This is a genomic window from Methanobacterium subterraneum (assembly GCF_002813695.1).
GTDB classification, from domain to species: Archaea; Methanobacteriota; Methanobacteria; order Methanobacteriales; family Methanobacteriaceae; genus Methanobacterium; species Methanobacterium subterraneum.
Genome location: NZ_CP017768.1, coordinates 2,465,169 through 2,484,704, shown reverse-complemented (window position 1 = coordinate 2,484,704; position 19,536 = coordinate 2,465,169). Strand labels below are relative to the sequence as shown.

The following is a 19,536-nucleotide window of genomic DNA, read 5'->3' as shown; positions in this document are numbered from 1 at the left end:
TCACTGGCAAACCACCGCAGTTCCAGTGGCAGTAACTATAATTGAGCTACCTTTAAAACCCCCAATTGCATTATAATCAATTAAAACTTCGACCACAGAGTTAGCACCCATTGCATAAGCATTATCGAGCATTTCAAGCAAAGCAGATTCTTTAGCTTCATTTAAACTCATGCCATTTAACTGTGGTTTTTTAGACAATTTAGAAGTACCTTCTGAATTTTCTTTCACAAAGGCTTCTCCAACTACCAGACCAACATGCTTGGTGATCTTCCCACCATCCAGATGAGGTAATGATACCAGTGGAACCTCCAGATCATCCATAAAACTCAATTGTGGGCTGTTTAACAAATTTTCTGATTCATCCTCAGGAATATCTGTTAATTCTCCTTCAGGAGTTTTCCTACGGACCTTGTTGGTGGCCTTGGATAACAGGTTCCCCAAATAACCAATGGCATAGGTTAAAACTCCCAAAAAAACCACGAAGATGAGATAATTAATGAGTATGGGGAATGCTGCCTGTATCATCAGTGCCAGACCTCCCAGTGTAAAGAAGTTGAGCACAATTGGGTCCTGGGGGAAAAGCCAAGCATAGGCATTTATAAATAGAAATATTAAAAGTGCACTGATTGCCCCAGTGCTCTTACCGTATGTTCGTTGAGCTATGTAGGTTTCCACAAACCCAGCTATTAGTGGAGATACAATGAACAGTATGTTAAACCCGAAGATTTTAAGTTCCCATACCACGCAGATCAAGGCGGATAAAAATCCGGCAGCGAATCCTATGAGTATAGCAAAAAAAGCCCAGCGTTTATCTTTTAAAAAATTTAATACCGATACAAACAAGCCTATCCCTTCCTAAACATGCTGAAGTTCAATGAAATAAAATTTAAGTGATCAGTTTTTTACTAATTGCCTTTTCATGCTCCATTAGATTTTATACCTCATAGGAAACTGCAGTTCCAAAGACAGTGACCATTATGGTGTTGCCCATGGTCCCACCCAGATTATGATAAGCCAGACGTGTGCCAATAACCGCATTTGCCCCTTTATCTGTGGCTTTGTCTTTCATACTTTCTAAAGCCACTTCTCTGGCTTTTTTAAGTTCTTCTTCATAGGCAGAGGTCCTACCGCCCACCACATCCCTCACACCTGAAAACATGTCTTTATATACATTTGCCCCTAAAAGGGACTCTCCAGTGACTAACCCATAATATTCAACGATCTTCTTCCCCTCTATGGACGGTGTGGTTAAAACAAGCATTTTTCTAAATCTCCCAACTAGATTTTCTCCCATATCTAAGTTTATAATATTAATCTTTTTATAGTACTAATAAAGTTCTCTAATTATTTGAGTTAAGTTATAAAAGGCATTTCTAGAGTTCCAATAAAAGGCTCTGTCAAAAACTTGGGGGTTAAGAGTCAAAAACCTTTATCTGGTTTAGGATTTCTATTCTGATATTTATTCGCGACATTGCACCTTTTTTAATCTTCATTATTCTTTTAATACTTTTAGGAAAGGTTTTTTGGAATTGGTTTTCCAATTTATTTGAAGTTCGTTCAATATTTTCATCTAAAAGGTACGAAAAGTATGTTTTGAAGTAAGGCATTAACGAATCCATGATAATTGATTGAATAACCTTTGAATAATCTTTTATTTGATTTAATATTTCATCCATTCGAGTTCTAGCTTCTTTAAATGATTTACTGTTAAATAAACTGAATATTTCTAGTTTTTCTTGCCTTATATTCTCTAATTCATCATCAGACAATTCATTATCTCTTATGTATTCTTTTATTTTCTTATTTATGTTTTTAAACACATGAAATAAACACCACTGATGCGTAAACTCTAATCCTTCAATTATGGGTTTATATTTTTCATCTAAATCGCTTGTTATTGCTATTTTCTTTTGATTTCTGGTGGATTCCTCTAAAAACTTTTGTATGTTCGTGGAATTCTCTTTGGAGTATATTTCATCAGCAACGATAATATTCTGTTTACTGTCGAATAAAGCGAAACGGTAATTCCAAAAGCCGTTAAGCTTAATCCACCCCACGTCAAAAATGTAATAACCACTATAAAGATTTTTTACTTCTTTTTTAGGGATTTCATATCCAAGTATCCAGTTTTCAATTGTTTGCCTTGAAACACTGATCCCCGTGTCTTTTTTAATTTTATAAGCAATTTTACGGATTGATCCCAAGAATAAACCAGCTAATTCAACGCATTTTTTTGAATTCATTTGAAAAGTTACTATTATCATCTACAATGTCTGATATATCTGTTTTAAACTTTTTACCACATTTTTTACACTTGTACATTTGAATTTCAGCGTTAACAACTCCTTCATCATAAAAATAAAGTTTTCTTTCTTTAACTCCATTTTTAATCACAGATTTACTGAAACACTCCGGACAAAAAGAAACCAGCACCTCAATATGAAAAATATCCTTTTTATACCAAGTATTCAACGAATTAAATACATTATCATCTCTTTCAATCGATTTTAAATGATTTTCCTCATATTTCGATAAATCTTCACAAAAATAGGAAAGTTTATAACTCTGATCAAACAAACTATCAATTGGAGCAAGTATTTTTCTGTTTAGCATAGAAAATACTATGCTCCCCTTATTATAAAAGTTTTTAGTTTTTTATTTCAGGAAATAATGAGTTTAAACAAGGATAACCAAATTGTTTATCAAAACACAAATTTCAAAAACCCCCAAGTTTTTGACAGTGTCCAATAAAAACCGGATTTAATTATCATTAAATTTATTATAACCCAAGGACAAAAGATAATACTAATACTTAGTTTCTTTCCAATGGAAATAGGTTGCAAAGGTTTAAATAACTTGTTTAGTTCAAATAACAATTTGAATTTGGATTAGATAGCTGTAAATAAATCAATGAGGATGTTTACAAATGAAAAACACAATAGTGGGAATTATTGCAATAATAGTGGCAATTATAATGATAACCGCCCCGGTAGTGGGACTTGCCACCCTTGGCCTCATATCTGGACTGTTAATACTGGGAATGGGTGTATGGTTAACCATTTTAGGCTTCAGTGAAAGAACATCCAATGATCTATGGTTATTCCCTTTTTTAGTGGGAATAGTTGGAATAATAATGGGGATAACATTCCTGTTTAACACTTCATGGCTAATAAATCTCGGTTTATGGGCATACATAATTACCGGGATACTGTTGCTGATTACCGGAATCATCGCCCTGCTGGTGGGTGAGAGAAAAACTTACAAGGTATATGCTGGGATATTCGGATTGCTATTCGGGTTCCTTTTTATTATTGTGGGCTTTTACAACTTGAACCCTAATATTCTAGGATTTATAACCGGGATTGGGCTGCTAATCTATGGAATACTGAATATCAGGGAATAACTAGGAAAGAGAATAACTAATTGCGAAAATACGAAACCAAATAGTTCAAAATTAAAAAAAAAGAATTGACCCACTAAAAAGGGGTTTTATGTCCAAATCTTAAAAAACCTTTCGGACAATATAATTCATTTTTAAAATAATTTTTTAAAATCCGAACTGACCCCTTAACATGAAAAACAACCATACCAGTATGAAGAGTGCGAATAAGACGTAAAGCATTCTTTTAGTTTTTTGTACTTTCTTCTGGTTGGCCAGGGCTACCTGCTCACAGTTAGGTGAGCAAAACCTTTCATTAAGCGGTATTGGTGTCCCACAAATAGGACAGTGCTTGTGTTGTTCAATCATGAATAATTACCTCTTTAATTTTTTAAAGATTTCAATACTTTGAATTATTAGATATATTAAACCTTAATTGAAAGAAATTTTACCATATAATTCGGGAAAAATGATTTATTATTTATTGGGCATTATCACTGTGCCCAATTCATCTTTCACTGCCTTTTTAAGGTTTTCAGGATTTTCTCCATTGAAGATCACTGTTTTAATCATTGATCTGCCAATGATCTGTATGGCGGTTTTATCCATGAATTCATAGGTACCGGCCTTCATCTCCTTATCGGCCAGCATTCCCAACATCTCTTGTGGGGTGATCTCCGGGAACATCCTTGCATCAATATGTTTGTTGGGATCCTTATCATACAAACCATCAACTGATGTGGCGTTTAAGAGTAAATCAGCCCCCACAAATTCTGCCAGAATACTTCCCACTGCATCAGTACTGTGGGCCGGTTCAGTGCCACCCATTACCACAATCTTGCCGGTGGTGGAAAATTCCAGAGCCTGGGCAAAGTTATGGGGTACCCGTGGATAAGCATCATCTCCCAGGGCAGTTATAAGGATTCTTGCGTTGAGTCGGGTGACTTCAATTCCAATATCATCACATAGGGCTTCAGATGCTCCCAGATCCCTGGCTATTCCAATGTAGTCCCTGGCGGTCCTGCCACCACCCACTACCACCATGATCTGGTGTTCCTGGGCCATACTCTTCAATACACTTGCATAATCCTGAAATTTCTTATAATCGTGGTCCTTGATTATTATGGATCCACCTACTGTGATCACTACTCGCATCTCATCACCAATAAATAATTAGAGCTAAATATTCTGTTTAATGTCCAAGTTTTTAAAAGTTCCATATCCTGTTTTGTAGGAATTCATTAATACTATTATTTAAACAGAACATTATAATTATAAATTTATCACATTTTAGTGAATTACCAAACTTTGAATATCACTTTGCCTGGTTGTCTGATAAATTATATCGAACATCCTCCCAGTGGTTTACATCAATTATTTCTGAAGCATTATCCAAAAGCAGGCGACAATCCTCACTTAAATGTCTTAAATGAACTTTTTTCCCTTGTTTAGCGTATTTTTCAGTCATATCATGGAGCGCCTCAATTGCTGAATGATCCCTCACTGAAGACTTACTGAAGTCAATGATAATTTCGTCAGGATCATTAGTGTAATCAAATATTTCCTTGAATACGGTTATTGAACCAAAAAATAATGGGCCAGTAATTTCGTAGTGTTTTATACCATTTTCATCAGTGAAAGTGTGGGCGTGTATCTTCTTTGCACTTTCCCATGCAAAAACCAGGGCAGATATTATAACCCCAATTATTACTGCCACTGCCAGGTTATGGAAGATTACAGTTACTGAAGCCACAATTACCATTACTATTACATCAGTGGCTGGTACTTTTTTAATAATCCTAAATGAAGCCCATTCAAAGGTTCCTATGGCCACCATGAACATTAAACCCACCAATGCAGCCATGGGTATTATTTCCACCAGGGACGAACCCACCAAAACGATTGCCAGTAATCCTAAAGCCGCTACAATACCTGAAATTCGAGTTCTTCCTCCGGAACTAACATTGATGATGCTTTGACCGATCATGGCACAGCCACCCATACCTCCGAAGAATCCGCAAACAGTATTAGCCACTCCCTGGGCCACACTTTCTTTATTCCCGTCTCCCTGTGTTTCTGTCATCTCATCAATCACATTTAAAGTGAGTAAACTTTCAATCAAACCTACCAATGCCATTACAATAGCATAAGGCAGTACAATGATAATAGTTTCCATGGTTAATGGCACCATTGGTATGTGAAATGCAGGTAAGCCCCCTGAAATTGAGGCCAGATCACCCACTGTTCTGGTTGGTATCTGGAGACCTATGGTTATGGCCGAAACCGCGACAATAGCCGCTAAAGAAGCAGGAACTACTTTGGTAATCCTGGGAAGGAACTGGATGATGGCCATGGTCAGGGCTACGAATCCCAACATTATCCACAGGGCAGATCCAGTTATCCAGCTTCCATCAGCAGTTTGGAACTGTGGAAACTGTGAAACGAAAATAACAATTGCCAGTCCATTTAAAAATCCAAACATCACTGCTTTGGGAACCAGGCGAATGAATTTCCCCAATTTCAAAAAGCCAATGGCCATTTGTATAAGGCCCATTAGGATTACCGCTACAAATAAATATTCAACACCGTGCCTGGCCACCAAAGCAACCACCACTATTGCCACCGCCCCGGTGGCTCCAGAGATCATCCCTGGCCTACCCCCAATTATAGCCGTTATCAATCCAATGATGAATGCCGAGTAAAGGCCAACCAGGGGATTTACATTGGCAATTATAGAAAAAGCTATGGCTTCTGGAACCAGAGCCAAAGCAACTGTAGCACCTGATAAAATTTCATTTTTTGTATTAGTTTTTTTAATTTTATTTACCAAAGACATGACTTAACCAATCCATAAATATTTGTGAGCAAGCGGATATTCATTAAAAACCGCTTATTTTGAGCATTTGACATTATTGTTCATTGATACACTAAAAACAGGACAAACCCCGGTAACGACCTACATTAATCTTTTTATATATCTAAATCCGTACTGGGACAGACAGATAACAAAAAAATGGATAATACATTGAATCCGAAAGATTGGAACCGTTTGATCATCAATAAATCCATGCAGTTTCTGTAGAATAGTATCATCAAAAAAAATTCAACTTTATTAAACAATTTCCATAGTATAATTTGTAATTGAACTCTACCATATATAAACTATAACCCTACTATCCATTCATATCCAGATAAACATGAATAAATATTACCAAAAAATTAAATAAACACAAATCATTGAAATCTATGGTTATTCAATATGAATGTATTCTCCAAACTCTGAAAAAATATAATATAAGGTTAAGATAAAGATTAAATGATTATTGGAACTAATGTTTACAAGGATTCCGTGTCATTATTAACAATATGATAAAAAAAATAATGAAAATATTTAATGAATCCTTAAAATAAGCGTACTTTTATGAATTTTATCAGTTTAGGAGCAATATTAAATGTCAGAACCATCATCAACCGAACTTTATGAGGTTAAACGCACCCTGAAAGAACTCTCTGATAAAAAAGGGAGAGGTACCGAGTTGGTGTCTGTTTACATACCTCCAAATAAGCAGATCAGCGATGTGGTAAAGCACATGCGAGAAGAACTCAGCCAGAGTGCTAATATTAAAAGTAAGCAGACCAAGAAAAATGTCCAGTCCGCTATTGAAGTTATAATGCAACGTATGCGACTTTTCCCAAAACCACCTGAGAGGGGGCTAGTTCTTTTTGTGGGGATGATCCCCAAGGGAGGTCCAGGCACCGAGAAGATGGAGACCTATGTCTTCGAACCACCAGAACCAGTTCAGACCTACACTTACCACTGTGACTCCCAGTTCTTCTTGGAACCACTTCAGGAAATCCTGGAGGATAAGGAGATCTATGGACTGGCAGTTGTCGACCGTAAAGAAGCTACTATAGCCATTATGAAAGGAAAAAGAGTGGACATAGTTAAAACCCTTACCAGCGGTGTTCCTGGAAAACACAAAGCCGGTGGGCAATCTCAGAGACGTTTCGACCGGTTAATCGAACTGGCAGCCCATGAGTTCCTTAAAAGGATTGGGGAACATATGAACGAAGCATTTTTAGAATTAGAAGGTCTAAAAGGAATTATTATTGGAGGTCCGGGCCATACAAAAGAGGATTTTATTAATGGAGATTATTTGCACCATGAAATCAAACAAAAAATCATAACCACCGTGGACACCTCCTACACAGGTGACTTTGGTATTCGTGAGGTTATTGATAAATCCATGGATGTCCTCACGGAAATAGACATCATGCGTGAGAAAAAACTGGTTCAACGTTTCCTGACGGAACTGGTGGATGAAAATGGCCTGGCATCATATGGGGAAGCTGAAGTACGGCAGAACCTGATTAACGGTGCAGTTGAAGTTCTATTACTCTCAGAGGATATCAAATCTAAACGATACACCTTCCAGTGTCATTCCTGCGGAAATCAAGTAGAGAAGACCATTAAAAATGAGGGTGAAGTTAAGGATAAATCCTGTGAAAATTGTGGTGAAACCATGAAGGTTTCTTCTTCTGAAGATGTTATTGGTGACTTTGTTACCCTGGCTGAAGAAGTAGGCTCTGAAGTGGAGATCATATCCACTGAAACTGAGGAAGGAATGCAACTACTCCGCGCATTCGGAGGTATCGGAGCCATATTGAGGTACAGGGTGTAGGGACTCTAATCCTATCCCCCTTAATTTTCCTGTAATCTTAATATTTCCTGTTTTTTCTTATTTTAACTAATATCTACCTTACAACCAAATATGCCTAAATTAGGAATATAAATCAAAAAAATGGCATTCTATTTGTACAAGCCATCATTTTCGGACAATAGGAAGATATTAGAAATATTAAAATATTAGAAATATTGGGGAATATATTAGAAAAATATTAAAAAATTGTAATTATCGATCTAAATAAAAGGAAAAAAAAGAAAATAATAATTTAAATTATCTAAGAATTATCCCAGTCTGCTGACACGTATCAGTGATTCTACAGGGACTTTTTCCACTTCTGTGAGTCCTTTCTTGTCTATGAGTACCACTGCTGCCAATGGTTCTGCTCCCAGGCTGCGGAAGACTTTTATGGCTTCTCCAATGGTTCCACCACTGGTGATGACATCATCCACTATTACCACTCTTTTTCCCTCTACCGATGCGAAGTTACTGCTAACTGCTCCCCGGGCATCTTCTTCTTTGCGGTGTTTAATAGGGTGGAACACTGCCATGTCGGCATCCAAAAACTCGGCCATCATGGTAGCGAAGGGGATCCCACTCACAGTGATTCCCACCACTACCTCCACATCACCATGCTGCAGTGCCATGTCAGCCATGGCTGCGGAAACATAGGACATCCGGGTGGAACTACCTCCCAGACTCTTCCAGTTAATGGCAAAGTCCACTGGTGCTTTTTCCTCAGATTTTTCTTTGGTTTTATCGGTTCCCTGGAGTATAAGCCACCGAGCAGTGTCTTTGGAGACATTTAATTCGTCAGCTATTTCTCCAGTGGTAAAACCCCTGCTTCTAAGTTCATGAGCCTTTTCAATGAGTTTCTGGTTCATTATACCCCTCCAACATAAATATATATTGCATTTTTATAGAATGATAAAATGGTGAAATCTGAATTTATGTATTACCTATATTTTTATTACCAATATTTTTGTGAATATTTAATCAATATCAATTTTAACTGGAATTTTCTCTTTGGCGGATTTCATTGCTGCTAGAACTGTTTTAAGAGCATGTATTCCATCTTCCCCGGTTATTTTTGGTTTTTCATCCAGCATAATTGCATTTAAGAATGAATCCAATTCTTCCATGAGGGGTTCGTGGTGGGGTACCCTGACATTTCTGGCGTTTTTACCGAAAATCTCTACAGTCTGGTCTATGTAGTCCAGGGAGATTATTCCATCGGTTCCCGTGACTTCCAGTTGCCGTTTTTTGTATGGTGTGAGCCAGTTGACTTCCAGCATACCAATGGCGTTGTTGTAGAATTCCATCATGATCTCGGCGTGGTCTTCATATTCACATTTTTCCAGTCGGCTGCCTACATGGGCGTAAACCTTGGAAACCGGGCTATCCAATAGGTAGGCCATTACATCCACCTCATGGATGGCCAGATCTATGGTTACCCCCACATCCTTTATCCTTGGGGGGAATGGTCCCACTCTTTTTGCAGATACTGAAACCACTTCACCTATAAGTTTGTCCCTTAAGAGCTTTTTAGCCTCTAGAACTGCCGGGTTGAACCGTTCCACATGGCCTGTTGCCAGTTTAACTCCCTCTTTTCTGGCGGCCCGTACCATGTCCTTGGCCTCTTTAAGGGTGAATGCTATTGGTTTTTCCACCAGAACGTGTTTTCCCTGTTCTATGGCACTCATCACTACTTCGTAGTGGTAGGTGGTGGGGACACAAACACTCACTGCATCTATTTCTGGCATTTTAAGCACATTATCATAATCAACAAACCCTACAGTATTGTATTTCTTTGATACCTCCGCAAGGGTGCCTTTCATGAGGTCAGAGACTGCTAGAAGGTTGGCGTTTTTCAGTCGGGTGTACACCCTTACGTGGTTGTGGCCCATGGCCCCTACACCAACAACTCCCACGTTTAACTTTTTCACTGGCAATCATCTCCCATGCGATTGGCAATTTCAAGACCTATGTTTTCCGCCTGACTTATTGGGCCTCTCATACGATGTTTAGAGACGAGTTCGCCTTCTTTGGTGAGTAAAATTGTCTGAAGCTCCAGTTCATCTCCCTGTGCCTGGGCACAAACTCCCAGAGGCCATTGGCAACCTACACCGAGTACTTCTAATACTTTCTTTTCGGCTGTGATTTCTAGATAAGATTTCTTGTGGTTCAATGCATTTAATACCTTTTTTTTATCAGTGTCCTTTCGAGCGACAACTGCCAGTGCCCCCTGACCGGCAGCAGGGGTTATATAATCCAATGAAAATCTTTGCTGAATGTGATCAGTAAGTCCCAATCTTTTTAGACCCGCTTCAGCTATAAGTGTGGCCTGATATTCACCAGCCTCCACTTTTCTTATGCGAGTTTCTACGTTACCCCGGATTGGCTGTATATCCACATCTTTCTGATGATACTTGCAGAAAGCTTCTCTTCGGATACTACTGGTCCCTAGTGTTGCTCCTTCTGGAAGTTCTTCCCATTTGTAGGATGATACCAGTGCATCATGTGGTGATTCTCGTGGGGGGACTGCCATAATCTCCAGATCATCATTTAATTCACTGGGAAGGTCTTTCAAACTGTGCACCGCAAAATCAACCTCTTCCTCAAGCACTGCTTTATCAAGTTCTTTGGTGAATATTCCCTTCACATCTATATTGTAAAGTTGAGAGTCCTTTATTTTGTCCCCGGTACTTTTTATTATTTTTATATCTATTTTTTCATCGGTTATATTTCTTAAAGAACTGATTATGTTTTTAGTTTGAACCATGGCCAGACTGCTTCCCCTTGTACCTACCTGCAATGCATCATCTCCGAGTGTGGCGAATTTACTGAATTTGAGTCATGAAAGTTTGTCATTTAAAAGCTGCTGCCTAAGAGCAGACAGTATAAGAATCCTTAGTTGATTGATTTCCTATGATCTTTAATAAATGTTGTCATGGGAAAAATTAACCATCTACTCTGTTTATCGTGGAAAGATTTAAAGTTATCCTATCATCTGTTATCTTCTGCTTAATTCTCTAAAATTGGAACGGTATATGAGCAATATATTTTCCAATCCCTCATCTTTTACATGATTAATTGCCATTTCTATCTTATCATGATAAACAGGACTTTTTACCATTTTTTCTCGTAAACTAAGGCCCAAGTCCCCGGTTAATATTAAGAAGACATCATCTAGATGATCTAAGAAGTTTGAGAGGGATTCTTCATCAATTTCTTCACAGGTTACTCCGTAACTTCCCCCCAGGATCAGGGCCGGTTTTTCATAATTTTTTACCATGTCAACTGCTTTTTTCACTGCGGTAACATTAATACCAGGATTAATTTCTTCAATAATTGTCATTTTCCTAATTTTAAGAAGGGAAGTTCTACCAGGTAACCCTCTGAAGTTTTCCAGACCTTTGACTATGGATTCTATGGGAGTTCCCAGTGATAAACTGGCGGTTATTGCAGAAAGTGTGTTTTCCAGGTGATGCTGGGCTGGTGCAAATGTGGAAACTTCAAATGAAGTGTTTAATAATTCCCCATCGGCCATTTTAAGATCAGTTACTTCCACGAAAAATGAGGTTTTATGGAGTTCATAATGGATGTGGTGTGCCTTAACATTAGCATTATCATTTTCCCCCTCTTCAATGGAGAATGTGTTAGCTGTTTTTACAGGTAAATGGAGAGATGGTGAAGAACCATGAGCTAATTGAGATCGAGAAAATGGGGAAGATTGATGAAAAGATTGTTGGGATGCTGAAGACGGTTGGGATGCTGAAGAATGAGGATAATAAATTTCATGGTAAGAATCAATATCACAGACCACTATTTTGCTTTCAAACATCTGGAGTTTGGCTTTACTGGCACTACTACTTCCATGGGCAATGGTATAATCCTCGGCAATGTTAGTGATGATTCCCACATCTGCCATTCCGGTGCCCCCCAGGGAACTTTCAAATATACAGACGCCCACCCCTGGAATTTTATCATTATAGAATTCCTGTGCCATTCTCCATGCAGTTACAATACTGGCCGGAGTTATGCTGATGTCCTTCTTCAGAGTGATCCCTTTGGCATCCTTCACCACTTCCACACCCAGACTGCTGAGTATCAGAGGATTTTTATCACAGTATATCTCCTTAAGCATGGCTGCTGTACTGGTTTTACCCTTAACTCCAGTAATCTCGATAATCGGTACCTTTATGTCATCTTTCAGGAGGTATCCCACTGCCTGGTGATGGGTCATGTGAGGAGGGTGAAGTAATCTACAGTGCACCGGTGCTACAACCAGTATTTCCGATTTATCATCAGCAGAAGGAAGTTTTTCATTGAACAGTTGGTGGTAAAATGATTCATCAACCAGTTCAATTCCTTGGATTTCAAGTTGGGATATATCTTCTTCAGTTAGAGTGTGGTAAATATCCCATGCAAAGACATTACAGTTCTGTTTTTTTGAAAATTCATGGGCCAGTATGGTCCCCCCATGGGTCATGTCCACTATGAGAACGTTCATTAACTGATTCCACCCTGGGTCAACTTTTCTCGAACTTTTCGGTAGAAATCTTTGGTGAGGCGGACGAAGTATGCACAGTTATCTGATTTGCGGAAGATGATCTCGTCCATGTAGTTTATTTCCTCCTCGAACTGCCCATCAATAACTGCTACGGCCTTTTTACCTTCGCGGAGGAGTTTGACCTTGATGATACTTTCATCGGAAACAACTGTGGGTCGAGCCCCTAACTTAAATGGGCATATGGGGACTATTATAAATGCTTTGACCTTTGGATCAATAATTGGGCCGCCTGCCGACATAGAATACGCTGTGGATCCACTTGGTGTGGCAATTATCAATCCATCAGCACGAAGCTCCTCCATTATCTCATCATCCACACTGATCTGGATGTGGAGCATTTTGGCGGGTTTGCGGGTCATGAGCACCACCTCGTTTAGGGCGGGAGGTAACTCATGGTTGTGCCACACCAGAAGCTGGTTTCGCCTTTCCACAAAATAATTTCCGGCAAGGATTTCCTCGATGGCAGTAAAAGCATTTTCAGGATCTATTTCTGTTAAAAATCCCACTGTTCCCATATTAATTCCAATTAAGGGGATTTTTTTGTGGCTGATGAAGCTCTGGGTGCGGAGTATGGTTCCATCCCCCCCTATAGCAATTACCATATCCACATCCATTTCTTCCAGTTCACACCTTTGATCCTGGTATTTTTCCAGTTCCATTGCTAGGGGCATGTCCAATAAAATATCTACCTTTTTTTCTGTTAAAAAGTCAGCAATTTTCAAAGCAAGCTCCACTGCCCCCTTCACATCACTACGAGCAACCAAACCCATGATCATTAAATCCCCTCCAGTATTTTCATTATTTCTTCATGAATAACTGTATTACAAGTAGCTACAAGGGAAGTTTTCTCCATAACGTTCAACGTCCCATTAAGGGATTTTCCATCAGAATCAGTAACGATCCCCCCACTTTCTTCCAGGATAAGCTTGGCTGCGGCAACATCCACCACTCTCAAGTTATTCCTTACATCAACAAATGCATCGTAGGTTCCATCAGCAACGTAAGAGATTTCAATGGCTACTGCCCCCATAATTCTCATTCGCCTTACACTTTTACATAGAACCTCTATTTTCCCCATGTCCATCCTGTAAACGTAAGCCCCTAAAGATATGTGTGATAAATCCTGTTTAGGAGAGGGTTTGAGACTTTTACCGTTATTAAAAGCTCCTTTGCCCCTCACTGCACTGTAAATATCACCAGTGGCGTAATTTTTAACCACACCCATCTGGATATCTTTAATAGTTAGAGGTCCCTTATGGCCGGGAGGGATGGGTGCCACTGCTACGGAAATACCGTAGGCCGGTATATTCTTTACGGCATTGCTGGTACCATCCAATGGATCTAAGACCAGTACTGCTTCAGGAGGACCTTCACCAATGTTAACTTCACCAATTTCTTCACTGATGAGAGTCAGAGGTCTGCCAACTCCTTCCAGAACTTCCAAAACCTTGTTTTCTGCCACCAAATCAATAAGAGTAGTAGGAGTTCCATCAGCACCCATTTTAACTATTTCCCCACCCTTCTGAGACCCAATTAAGGGAGAAATTGCCCTTTGAGATTCTTCAATTAAATCCTGACACACTTCACCCCAAAATTTCTGATCTTCTCCATCCATGATACCCTCCTCCTTCAGCCCTTGAATTAAGGGCCCTAACTAAATAAAACACGTTAAACTATTAATTTGATTTGTAAGTAGTCAAAGATTATCCCAGATATACCACTGCAGCCAGTGCCACCCCTTCCTTTTTAACTTTATGACTTTCATGTGCTATGATAATTTCCCTGATGGTAAGATCCCTTACCTGCATCATATACCGTACCATGTTCTCTGCTTCCTCTTTGATCAAGTCAGGGTCCTGATTCACTCCAGAGTGTTCCACCACACATCCAAATTTATCAGAGGTAGCCACTGCCACCACAGCAGTTATTAAATCTCCGGACTGGTTTGAATGTGCACAAGATAGGACACAATTCACCATTTCCCCCTCTTTAATGTAAGGGAGTTCTACTATCTCCGTATCTCTAGGAAGGATGCTGGATACTGGTATGAGGTTCACATCACCTATGCCTGCCTGTAATAGGGCGTTGTCAAAGGCGTTTAGTCTGCTGGGTCCTTCTGATTTTCCAGATGTTATTGAAACTTTCATCATATCACTTTAAAATTCACTTAAAAATTTAAATAGGGAAAAAAATATAGGCATTTCTATATCAGAGAGAGGTATCTATAAATATATTTATACCCTGCAAGTAGAGTTATAATAATAGCAGAGTTATACTAATGTAATAGATTCTATTTCTAGGTTCTAAAAATTTATGGATCCCCTAATGGATCAGAAATTTATACATGATAATACGGAGGTAAATAGCATGTCAACTAAGGTAGTGGAAGTTAAAACTCTTAAAGTAGGTAAATATGTGGTACTGGATGGTGAAGCATCTAAAGTAGTGAGTATTCAGACTTCATCCCCTGGAAAACACGGAGCAGCAAAGGCACGGGTGGATGCTATTGGCGTATTTGACAATCAAAAAAGAGGTCTGGTAAAACCAGTAGATGCTAAAATAGAAGTCCCTATAATTGATAAACGAACTGCCCAGGTACTGGCCTTGATGGGTAGCGATATCCAGCTCATGGACCTGGAGACCTACGAGACCTTCGAAGTCCCAATACCAGACGATCTCAGTGACAAACTGATTGAAGGGGCAGAAGTAGGTTACATTGTAGCCATGGGTAACAAAAAACTCATGAGGATTAAATAAACCTCATGAGAAATTTATATTGATTTTTAAAGATATTAATGAGGATTCAGATAATGTATTTACATACTGAAAATCCTCTTAAATTTGCTTTTTCACAGGCAGAGCCTGATTACTCCCCTTCAAATGATAAACCCCTTTTTGGTATTTTGGGTGTGCCATTTGACAGCACCACCACTTACCAACCAGGAGCACGTTACGGGCCTCTCTTTGTGAGGGAAGCCTCCTACAACTTTGAAAGACATAACCTATTTTTGGATAAGACTTTGAACGTCACTGTTCAGGATATTGGAAACCTGGAATCTGTTCCCGGAAACTTCCAGAAAACTTGTACAAATCTGGAATCAGTAGTATCATCCATTTTAGAAGATAATATCACCCCCATAACCATTGGAGGAGAACATAGCATCACTTATGGTGTTTTGAAGTCATATGACACTACCGTGACCCATAATATGCAGGATATTACTATTCTCCATTTGGATGCCCATATGGATCTCAGGGACGATTATATGGGGGAGAAATATTCCCATGCCACGGTTATGCGACGGATACATGACCTTGAACCCCGAAATATAATTCAAATGGGGATACGTTCTGCTTCCGAGGAAGAAAGAGATTTTGCCCGGGATAATGGAATAGATTATCACACAGCCCAGGATAATATTTCAGGAATGGAAAAAACCATCAACCAGATAAAAGGTCCCATCTACGTTACCGTGGACATAGATGTACTTGACCCGGCCTATGCCCCTACTGTTGGTACTCCCACACCAGGGGGATTGAATCCCCGTGATCTGGAAAAACTTATCTTTGCACTGGAAGGGAAAAAAGTCATTGGATTTGACGTGGTTGAGGTTTCATCAAACTCTATTGGAGATACCACCTCAATTAATGCTGCTAAAACAATTTTAGATTTCTTATTCTTGCAATAAAATATAAAACAAAATTTTACGTGTTTAATTGATTTATTTTTTAGGATATGGTCTTTTTTCAAATATCGTATAAATATTTATAGATATCCAGCCAAATATTTAGAGATAATAGAATTTAAAGATGATTACATTTTTAGTTCATAGGTAAAAATTGAGATTCAACTGATAAATTTGAACCAGAGATTATTCCCAAGATATGAAGAATAAATGATCCTTGGTTTTGTAAAATAGGAGGATGTAAATGTACAACCGTGAAGTTAAGCTTACTGGACACATTATTGACTCACTTACCCTTCCCCGGGCCCTGGACCTTATTATGGACATGGGGGTGACTTCCAGATACTGGAATTTGAAGTGGGTAAACGTAAAAAAGACACCAGCCTGGCCAGGATTAAAGTTTCAGCAGATAGTGAATCTCTTTTGGGTGAAATTTTAGATGAACTGGCTGAAATTGGGGCCATGGTAGTGGAGATTCGTGAAGTTAATCTAGAGGCAGCCAGCAAGGATAAAACCCTGCCTGCAGATTTTTATTCAACCACCAACCATCCAACCTTCATCCGCTTCCAGAACGAATGGATACCTGTAGAAAACATTGAAATGGATTGTATGATTGTGGTTGACCCTGAAACACCCCAAGCCATAATTAAACCCATTGGAAGGATAGAAAAAGGTGACCTGGTGGTGGTGGGCCGTGAAGGAATTAAGGTTATGGCCCCCCAAAGACCCAGGGGTAAAAAGGGAATGTTTGAATTCATGGGGAGTGGAGCATCCTCTGAAAAACCCCTCAGAACACTCATTAAAAGCATTGCCAAGGAAGTACGGGAAGTTAAAAGTCGTGGAGGTAAGATCGCAGTGGTTGGAGGGCCAGCCATTATCCACACTGGTTCCGGTCCAGTGCTGGCTAAAATGATTAAAGAAGGATTAATTGATGTTATATTTGCTGGTAACGCCCTAGCCACCCACGATATTGAAAGCGCACTCTACGGAACATCCCTTGGAATCTGTGTGAAGACTGGTGAAGCTGTGGCACGGGGACACCGCCACCACATCTACGCCATCAACCAGATCAACCAGGCGGGCTCCATACGAGATGCCGTGGAGCAGGGTGTGCTTAAAAAGGGAGTTATGTATGAATGTGTGAAGAATGATGTACCATTTGTACTGGCCGGCTCCATACGGGATGATGGACCCCTCCCCGATGTTATAACCGATGTTATTGAGGCCCAGGATGAAATGAGGAAGTATGTTCCTGGTGTGGATATGGTGATCATGATCGCCACCATGCTCCACTCCATAGCCGTTGGAAACATGCTCCCCTCCCAGGTTAAGAGCATCTGTGTGGATATCAACCCAGCAACCGTGACCAAACTTGGTGATCGTGGCAGTGCCCAAGTACTGGGTATTGTTACCGATGTTGGGGCCTTCTTGCCCATGCTTTATCATGAAATTAATCATATGGATGATGATAAAAAAATACACATTTAATTCTTTTTTTTAAAAATTACAATATATATGTAAAATGATATTAACCAAAGATTGATACTAGGTATTACCTGAAAAAATAGCTCAACACGAGGTTAAACCCACGAGGGGATGTACATGCTTAAAGGAAACCTATTAAACCTTTTCACAGAAGAGATCTACCCGGCAGAGGTGGAAATTCAGGGTGGTCTGATTAAATGCATACGGGAAGTGGATGAGGAGTTTAAAAACTACATCCTCCCAGGTTTTATTGATGCCCACATCCATATTGAAAGTTCCATGCTCACTCCCTCCCGTTTTGCAGAGGCCGTGGTGCCCCATGGAACCACCGCCGTAGTGGCGGATCCCCATGAAATTGCCAATGTCCTGGGAATATCCGGGATCAAATACATGATGAATGATGCCAGTACCGTTCCCCTCCGTTTCTTTTTCACCGCACCCTCCTGTGTACCTGCAACACCCTTTGAAACCTCTGGAGCAGTTTTAGGACCTAGAGAAATTGATGAACTCCTCCAGTTGGATGATGTGGTGGCACTGGGGGAGATGATGAACTTCCCAGGAGTGGTGGGGGAAGACCCAACTGTTCTGGAGAAGATCAAAATCGCCCACCAATATTCAAAACCTGTTGATGGCCATGCACCCCTCCTTTCCGGTGATGATCTATGTAAGTACATAGGTACTGGCATATCCACTGATCACGAGTGCAGCGTGATGGAGGAGGCCATGGAGAAGAAACGGTTAGGGATGAAGATAATGATCCGGGAAGGATCATCAGCCAAGAACCTGGAAGAACTGTGGAAAGTGGGTGGTGATTTCCTGGTATCTGATGACCGCCACCCAGAAGACCTACTAAAGGGACATCTCAACCATACCCTTAAAAAGGCAGTGCAACTGGGAATTGATCCTGTAGAAGCCATCCGTATGGTCACTGTGAACCCTTCAACCCATTATAATCTGGATACTGGTTTGTTAAGTCCTGGTAAAAGAGCAGATCTGATATTGGTGAATGATCTGGAAAATTTCAATGTTAAAAAGGTTTTTATCAATGGTGAACTGGTTGCTCGTGAAGGTAAGGCTCTTTTCAATGTCAAACCACTCCCCATAGAAAATACATTCCATTTAAAGACATTAAAACCATCTGATTTTGAAATAAATCCCATGAGAACTGGGAATGCCACAGTGAGAGTTATTAAAGTGATGGAGGGCCAGCTTCTCACCGAGGAATCTGAAGCTAATTTAGAGATTGTGGATGGTGCCTTAAAAGCAGACCCTGAACAGGATGTTCTGAAAATTGGAGTGGTGGAAAGATACGGAAATAATCACGTGGCCAATGGATTTGTGAATGGTTTCAGTCTTGATAAAGGTGCTATTGCATCCAGTGTGGCCCATGACTCCCATAATATCATCGTGGTTGGTACCAGTAGTGAAGATATGGCTTTGGCAGTTAACACCCTTAAAAATAACAGAGGCGGGCTGGTTGCAGTTTGTGATGATGATATTCATTCTCTTAAACTGCCAGTAGCCGGTCTCATGAGCACCATGAGTGCAGATGAGGTATCTCTCCAGATGAACCTGTTACATGAAGTGGTTAAGGATATGGGCTGTAAACTGGTTTCACCATTCAGGACCATGTCCTTCATGGCACTACTGGTGATTCCACAACTTAAAATCAGTGATCAGGGATTATTCGATGTGGGAAGTTTCCAGTTTGTGGATGTTATTAAATGA

The 19,536-nt window shown here is 39.7% G+C and carries 19 protein-coding genes and 1 pseudogene; 6 read left to right on the top strand and 14 right to left on the bottom strand.

Features of this window, described 5'->3' with window-relative positions; genetic code table 11:
• The 4 genes from BK009_RS12120 to BK009_RS12105 form a co-directional block, all read right to left on the bottom strand.
• Positions 1 to 843 (bottom strand): YbjQ family protein, encoded by an 843-nt coding sequence (locus BK009_RS12120; RefSeq protein WP_100904790.1) that lies wholly within the window; start codon positions 841 to 843, stop codon positions 1 to 3.
• Between the two features lie 91 nt (positions 844 to 934).
• Entirely contained in the window at positions 935 to 1,261 is a 327-nt protein-coding gene (locus tag BK009_RS12115) for a YbjQ family protein (RefSeq protein WP_100907469.1), read from the bottom strand.
• A 151-nt stretch (positions 1,262 to 1,412) separates the two neighbouring features.
• A complete protein-coding gene (locus BK009_RS12110) occupies positions 1,413 to 2,204 on the bottom strand; it encodes a hypothetical protein (protein WP_157809735.1) in 792 nt (263 codons plus the stop codon).
• Between the two features lie 16 nt (positions 2,205 to 2,220).
• The gene (locus tag BK009_RS12105; protein WP_100909678.1) at positions 2,221 to 2,613 is read right to left on the bottom strand and encodes a hypothetical protein; all 393 of its coding nucleotides are present in this window, start codon (positions 2,611 to 2,613) and stop codon (positions 2,221 to 2,223) included.
• A gap of 313 nt (positions 2,614 to 2,926) precedes the next feature.
• Between BK009_RS12105 and BK009_RS12100 the strand changes: the two genes are divergently transcribed.
• Entirely contained in the window at positions 2,927 to 3,403 is a 477-nt protein-coding gene (locus tag BK009_RS12100) for a DUF308 domain-containing protein (protein WP_100904792.1), read from the top strand.
• A gap of 144 nt (positions 3,404 to 3,547) precedes the next feature.
• Here BK009_RS12100 and BK009_RS12095 read toward each other — a convergent pair whose 3' ends face one another.
• The 3 genes from BK009_RS12095 to BK009_RS12085 all read right to left on the bottom strand — a co-directional run bounded on the left by BK009_RS12095 (position 3,548) and on the right by BK009_RS12085 (position 6,215).
• Positions 3,548 to 3,748 carry a DUF2116 family Zn-ribbon domain-containing protein gene (locus BK009_RS12095; RefSeq protein WP_100904793.1) on the bottom strand — a complete coding sequence of 67 codons (201 nt, stop codon included), beginning with the start codon at positions 3,746 to 3,748 and terminating at the stop codon, positions 3,548 to 3,550.
• A 108-nt stretch (positions 3,749 to 3,856) separates the two neighbouring features.
• On the bottom strand, positions 3,857 to 4,534 hold the full coding sequence (gene pyrH / locus BK009_RS12090) for a UMP kinase (RefSeq protein ID WP_100904794.1): 678 nt from the start codon (positions 4,532 to 4,534) through the stop codon (positions 3,857 to 3,859).
• Positions 4,535 to 4,694: 160 nt separating this feature from the next.
• Positions 4,695 to 6,215, bottom strand: a complete 1,521-nt coding sequence (locus tag BK009_RS12085) for a SulP family inorganic anion transporter (protein ID WP_100904795.1) — start codon at positions 6,213 to 6,215, stop codon at positions 4,695 to 4,697.
• Positions 6,216 to 6,831: 616 nt separating this feature from the next.
• On the opposite strand from BK009_RS12085, the gene prf1 reads away from it, so the two are divergent.
• Entirely contained in the window at positions 6,832 to 8,061 is a 1,230-nt protein-coding gene (gene prf1, locus BK009_RS12080) for a peptide chain release factor aRF-1 (RefSeq protein ID WP_100904796.1), read from the top strand.
• A 287-nt stretch (positions 8,062 to 8,348) separates the two neighbouring features.
• On the opposite strand, the gene BK009_RS12075 is transcribed toward prf1, so the two are convergent.
• The 7 genes from BK009_RS12075 to BK009_RS12045 form a co-directional block, all read right to left on the bottom strand.
• Positions 8,349 to 8,948, bottom strand: a complete 600-nt coding sequence (locus tag BK009_RS12075) for an orotate phosphoribosyltransferase-like protein (protein WP_100904798.1) — start codon at positions 8,946 to 8,948, stop codon at positions 8,349 to 8,351.
• 108 nt (positions 8,949 to 9,056) lie between these two features.
• Positions 9,057 to 10,010, bottom strand: a complete 954-nt coding sequence (locus tag BK009_RS12070) for a Gfo/Idh/MocA family protein (RefSeq protein WP_100906670.1) — start codon at positions 10,008 to 10,010, stop codon at positions 9,057 to 9,059.
• Positions 10,007 to 10,879: a hydroxymethylbilane synthase gene (hemC, locus tag BK009_RS12065; protein WP_100909677.1), complete on the bottom strand. Its 873-nt coding sequence runs from the start codon at positions 10,877 to 10,879 to the stop codon at positions 10,007 to 10,009. Before hemC ends, BK009_RS12070 begins: the two co-directional genes overlap by 4 nt.
• 198 nt (positions 10,880 to 11,077) lie before the next feature.
• Positions 11,078 to 12,577: a coenzyme F430 synthase gene (gene cfbE, locus BK009_RS12060; RefSeq protein WP_100909676.1), complete on the bottom strand. Its 1,500-nt coding sequence runs from the start codon at positions 12,575 to 12,577 to the stop codon at positions 11,078 to 11,080.
• Complete coding sequence (locus tag BK009_RS12055) at positions 12,577 to 13,413, bottom strand: NAD(+) kinase (RefSeq protein WP_100904800.1); 837 nt, start codon at positions 13,411 to 13,413, stop codon at positions 12,577 to 12,579. The genes cfbE and BK009_RS12055 overlap by 1 nt, the downstream gene beginning before the upstream one ends.
• Entirely contained in the window at positions 13,413 to 14,252 is an 840-nt protein-coding gene (locus BK009_RS12050) for a bifunctional fructose-bisphosphatase/inositol-phosphate phosphatase (protein ID WP_100907463.1), read from the bottom strand. Before BK009_RS12050 ends, BK009_RS12055 begins: the two co-directional genes overlap by 1 nt.
• An 88-nt stretch (positions 14,253 to 14,340) precedes the next feature.
• The gene (locus tag BK009_RS12045) at positions 14,341 to 14,784 is read right to left on the bottom strand and encodes a pyruvoyl-dependent arginine decarboxylase (RefSeq protein ID WP_100904801.1); all 444 of its coding nucleotides are present in this window, start codon (positions 14,782 to 14,784) and stop codon (positions 14,341 to 14,343) included.
• Positions 14,785 to 15,004: 220 nt separating this feature from the next.
• On the opposite strand from BK009_RS12045, the gene BK009_RS12040 reads away from it, so the two are divergent.
• The 4 genes and pseudogenes from BK009_RS12040 to ade all read left to right on the top strand — a co-directional run bounded on the left by BK009_RS12040 (position 15,005) and on the right by ade (position 19,536).
• Entirely contained in the window at positions 15,005 to 15,394 is a 390-nt protein-coding gene (locus BK009_RS12040) for a translation initiation factor IF-5A (protein WP_100904802.1), read from the top strand.
• Positions 15,395 to 15,447: 53 nt separating this feature from the next.
• Entirely contained in the window at positions 15,448 to 16,326 is an 879-nt protein-coding gene (gene speB / locus BK009_RS12035) for an agmatinase (RefSeq protein WP_100909675.1), read from the top strand.
• A 241-nt stretch (positions 16,327 to 16,567) separates the two neighbouring features.
• A pseudogene (locus tag BK009_RS12030) lies at positions 16,568 to 17,811 on the top strand (ornithine cyclodeaminase).
• A gap of 108 nt (positions 17,812 to 17,919) precedes the next feature.
• The gene (gene ade, locus BK009_RS12025) at positions 17,920 to 19,536 is read left to right on the top strand and encodes an adenine deaminase (protein ID WP_169923173.1); all 1,617 of its coding nucleotides are present in this window, start codon (positions 17,920 to 17,922) and stop codon (positions 19,534 to 19,536) included.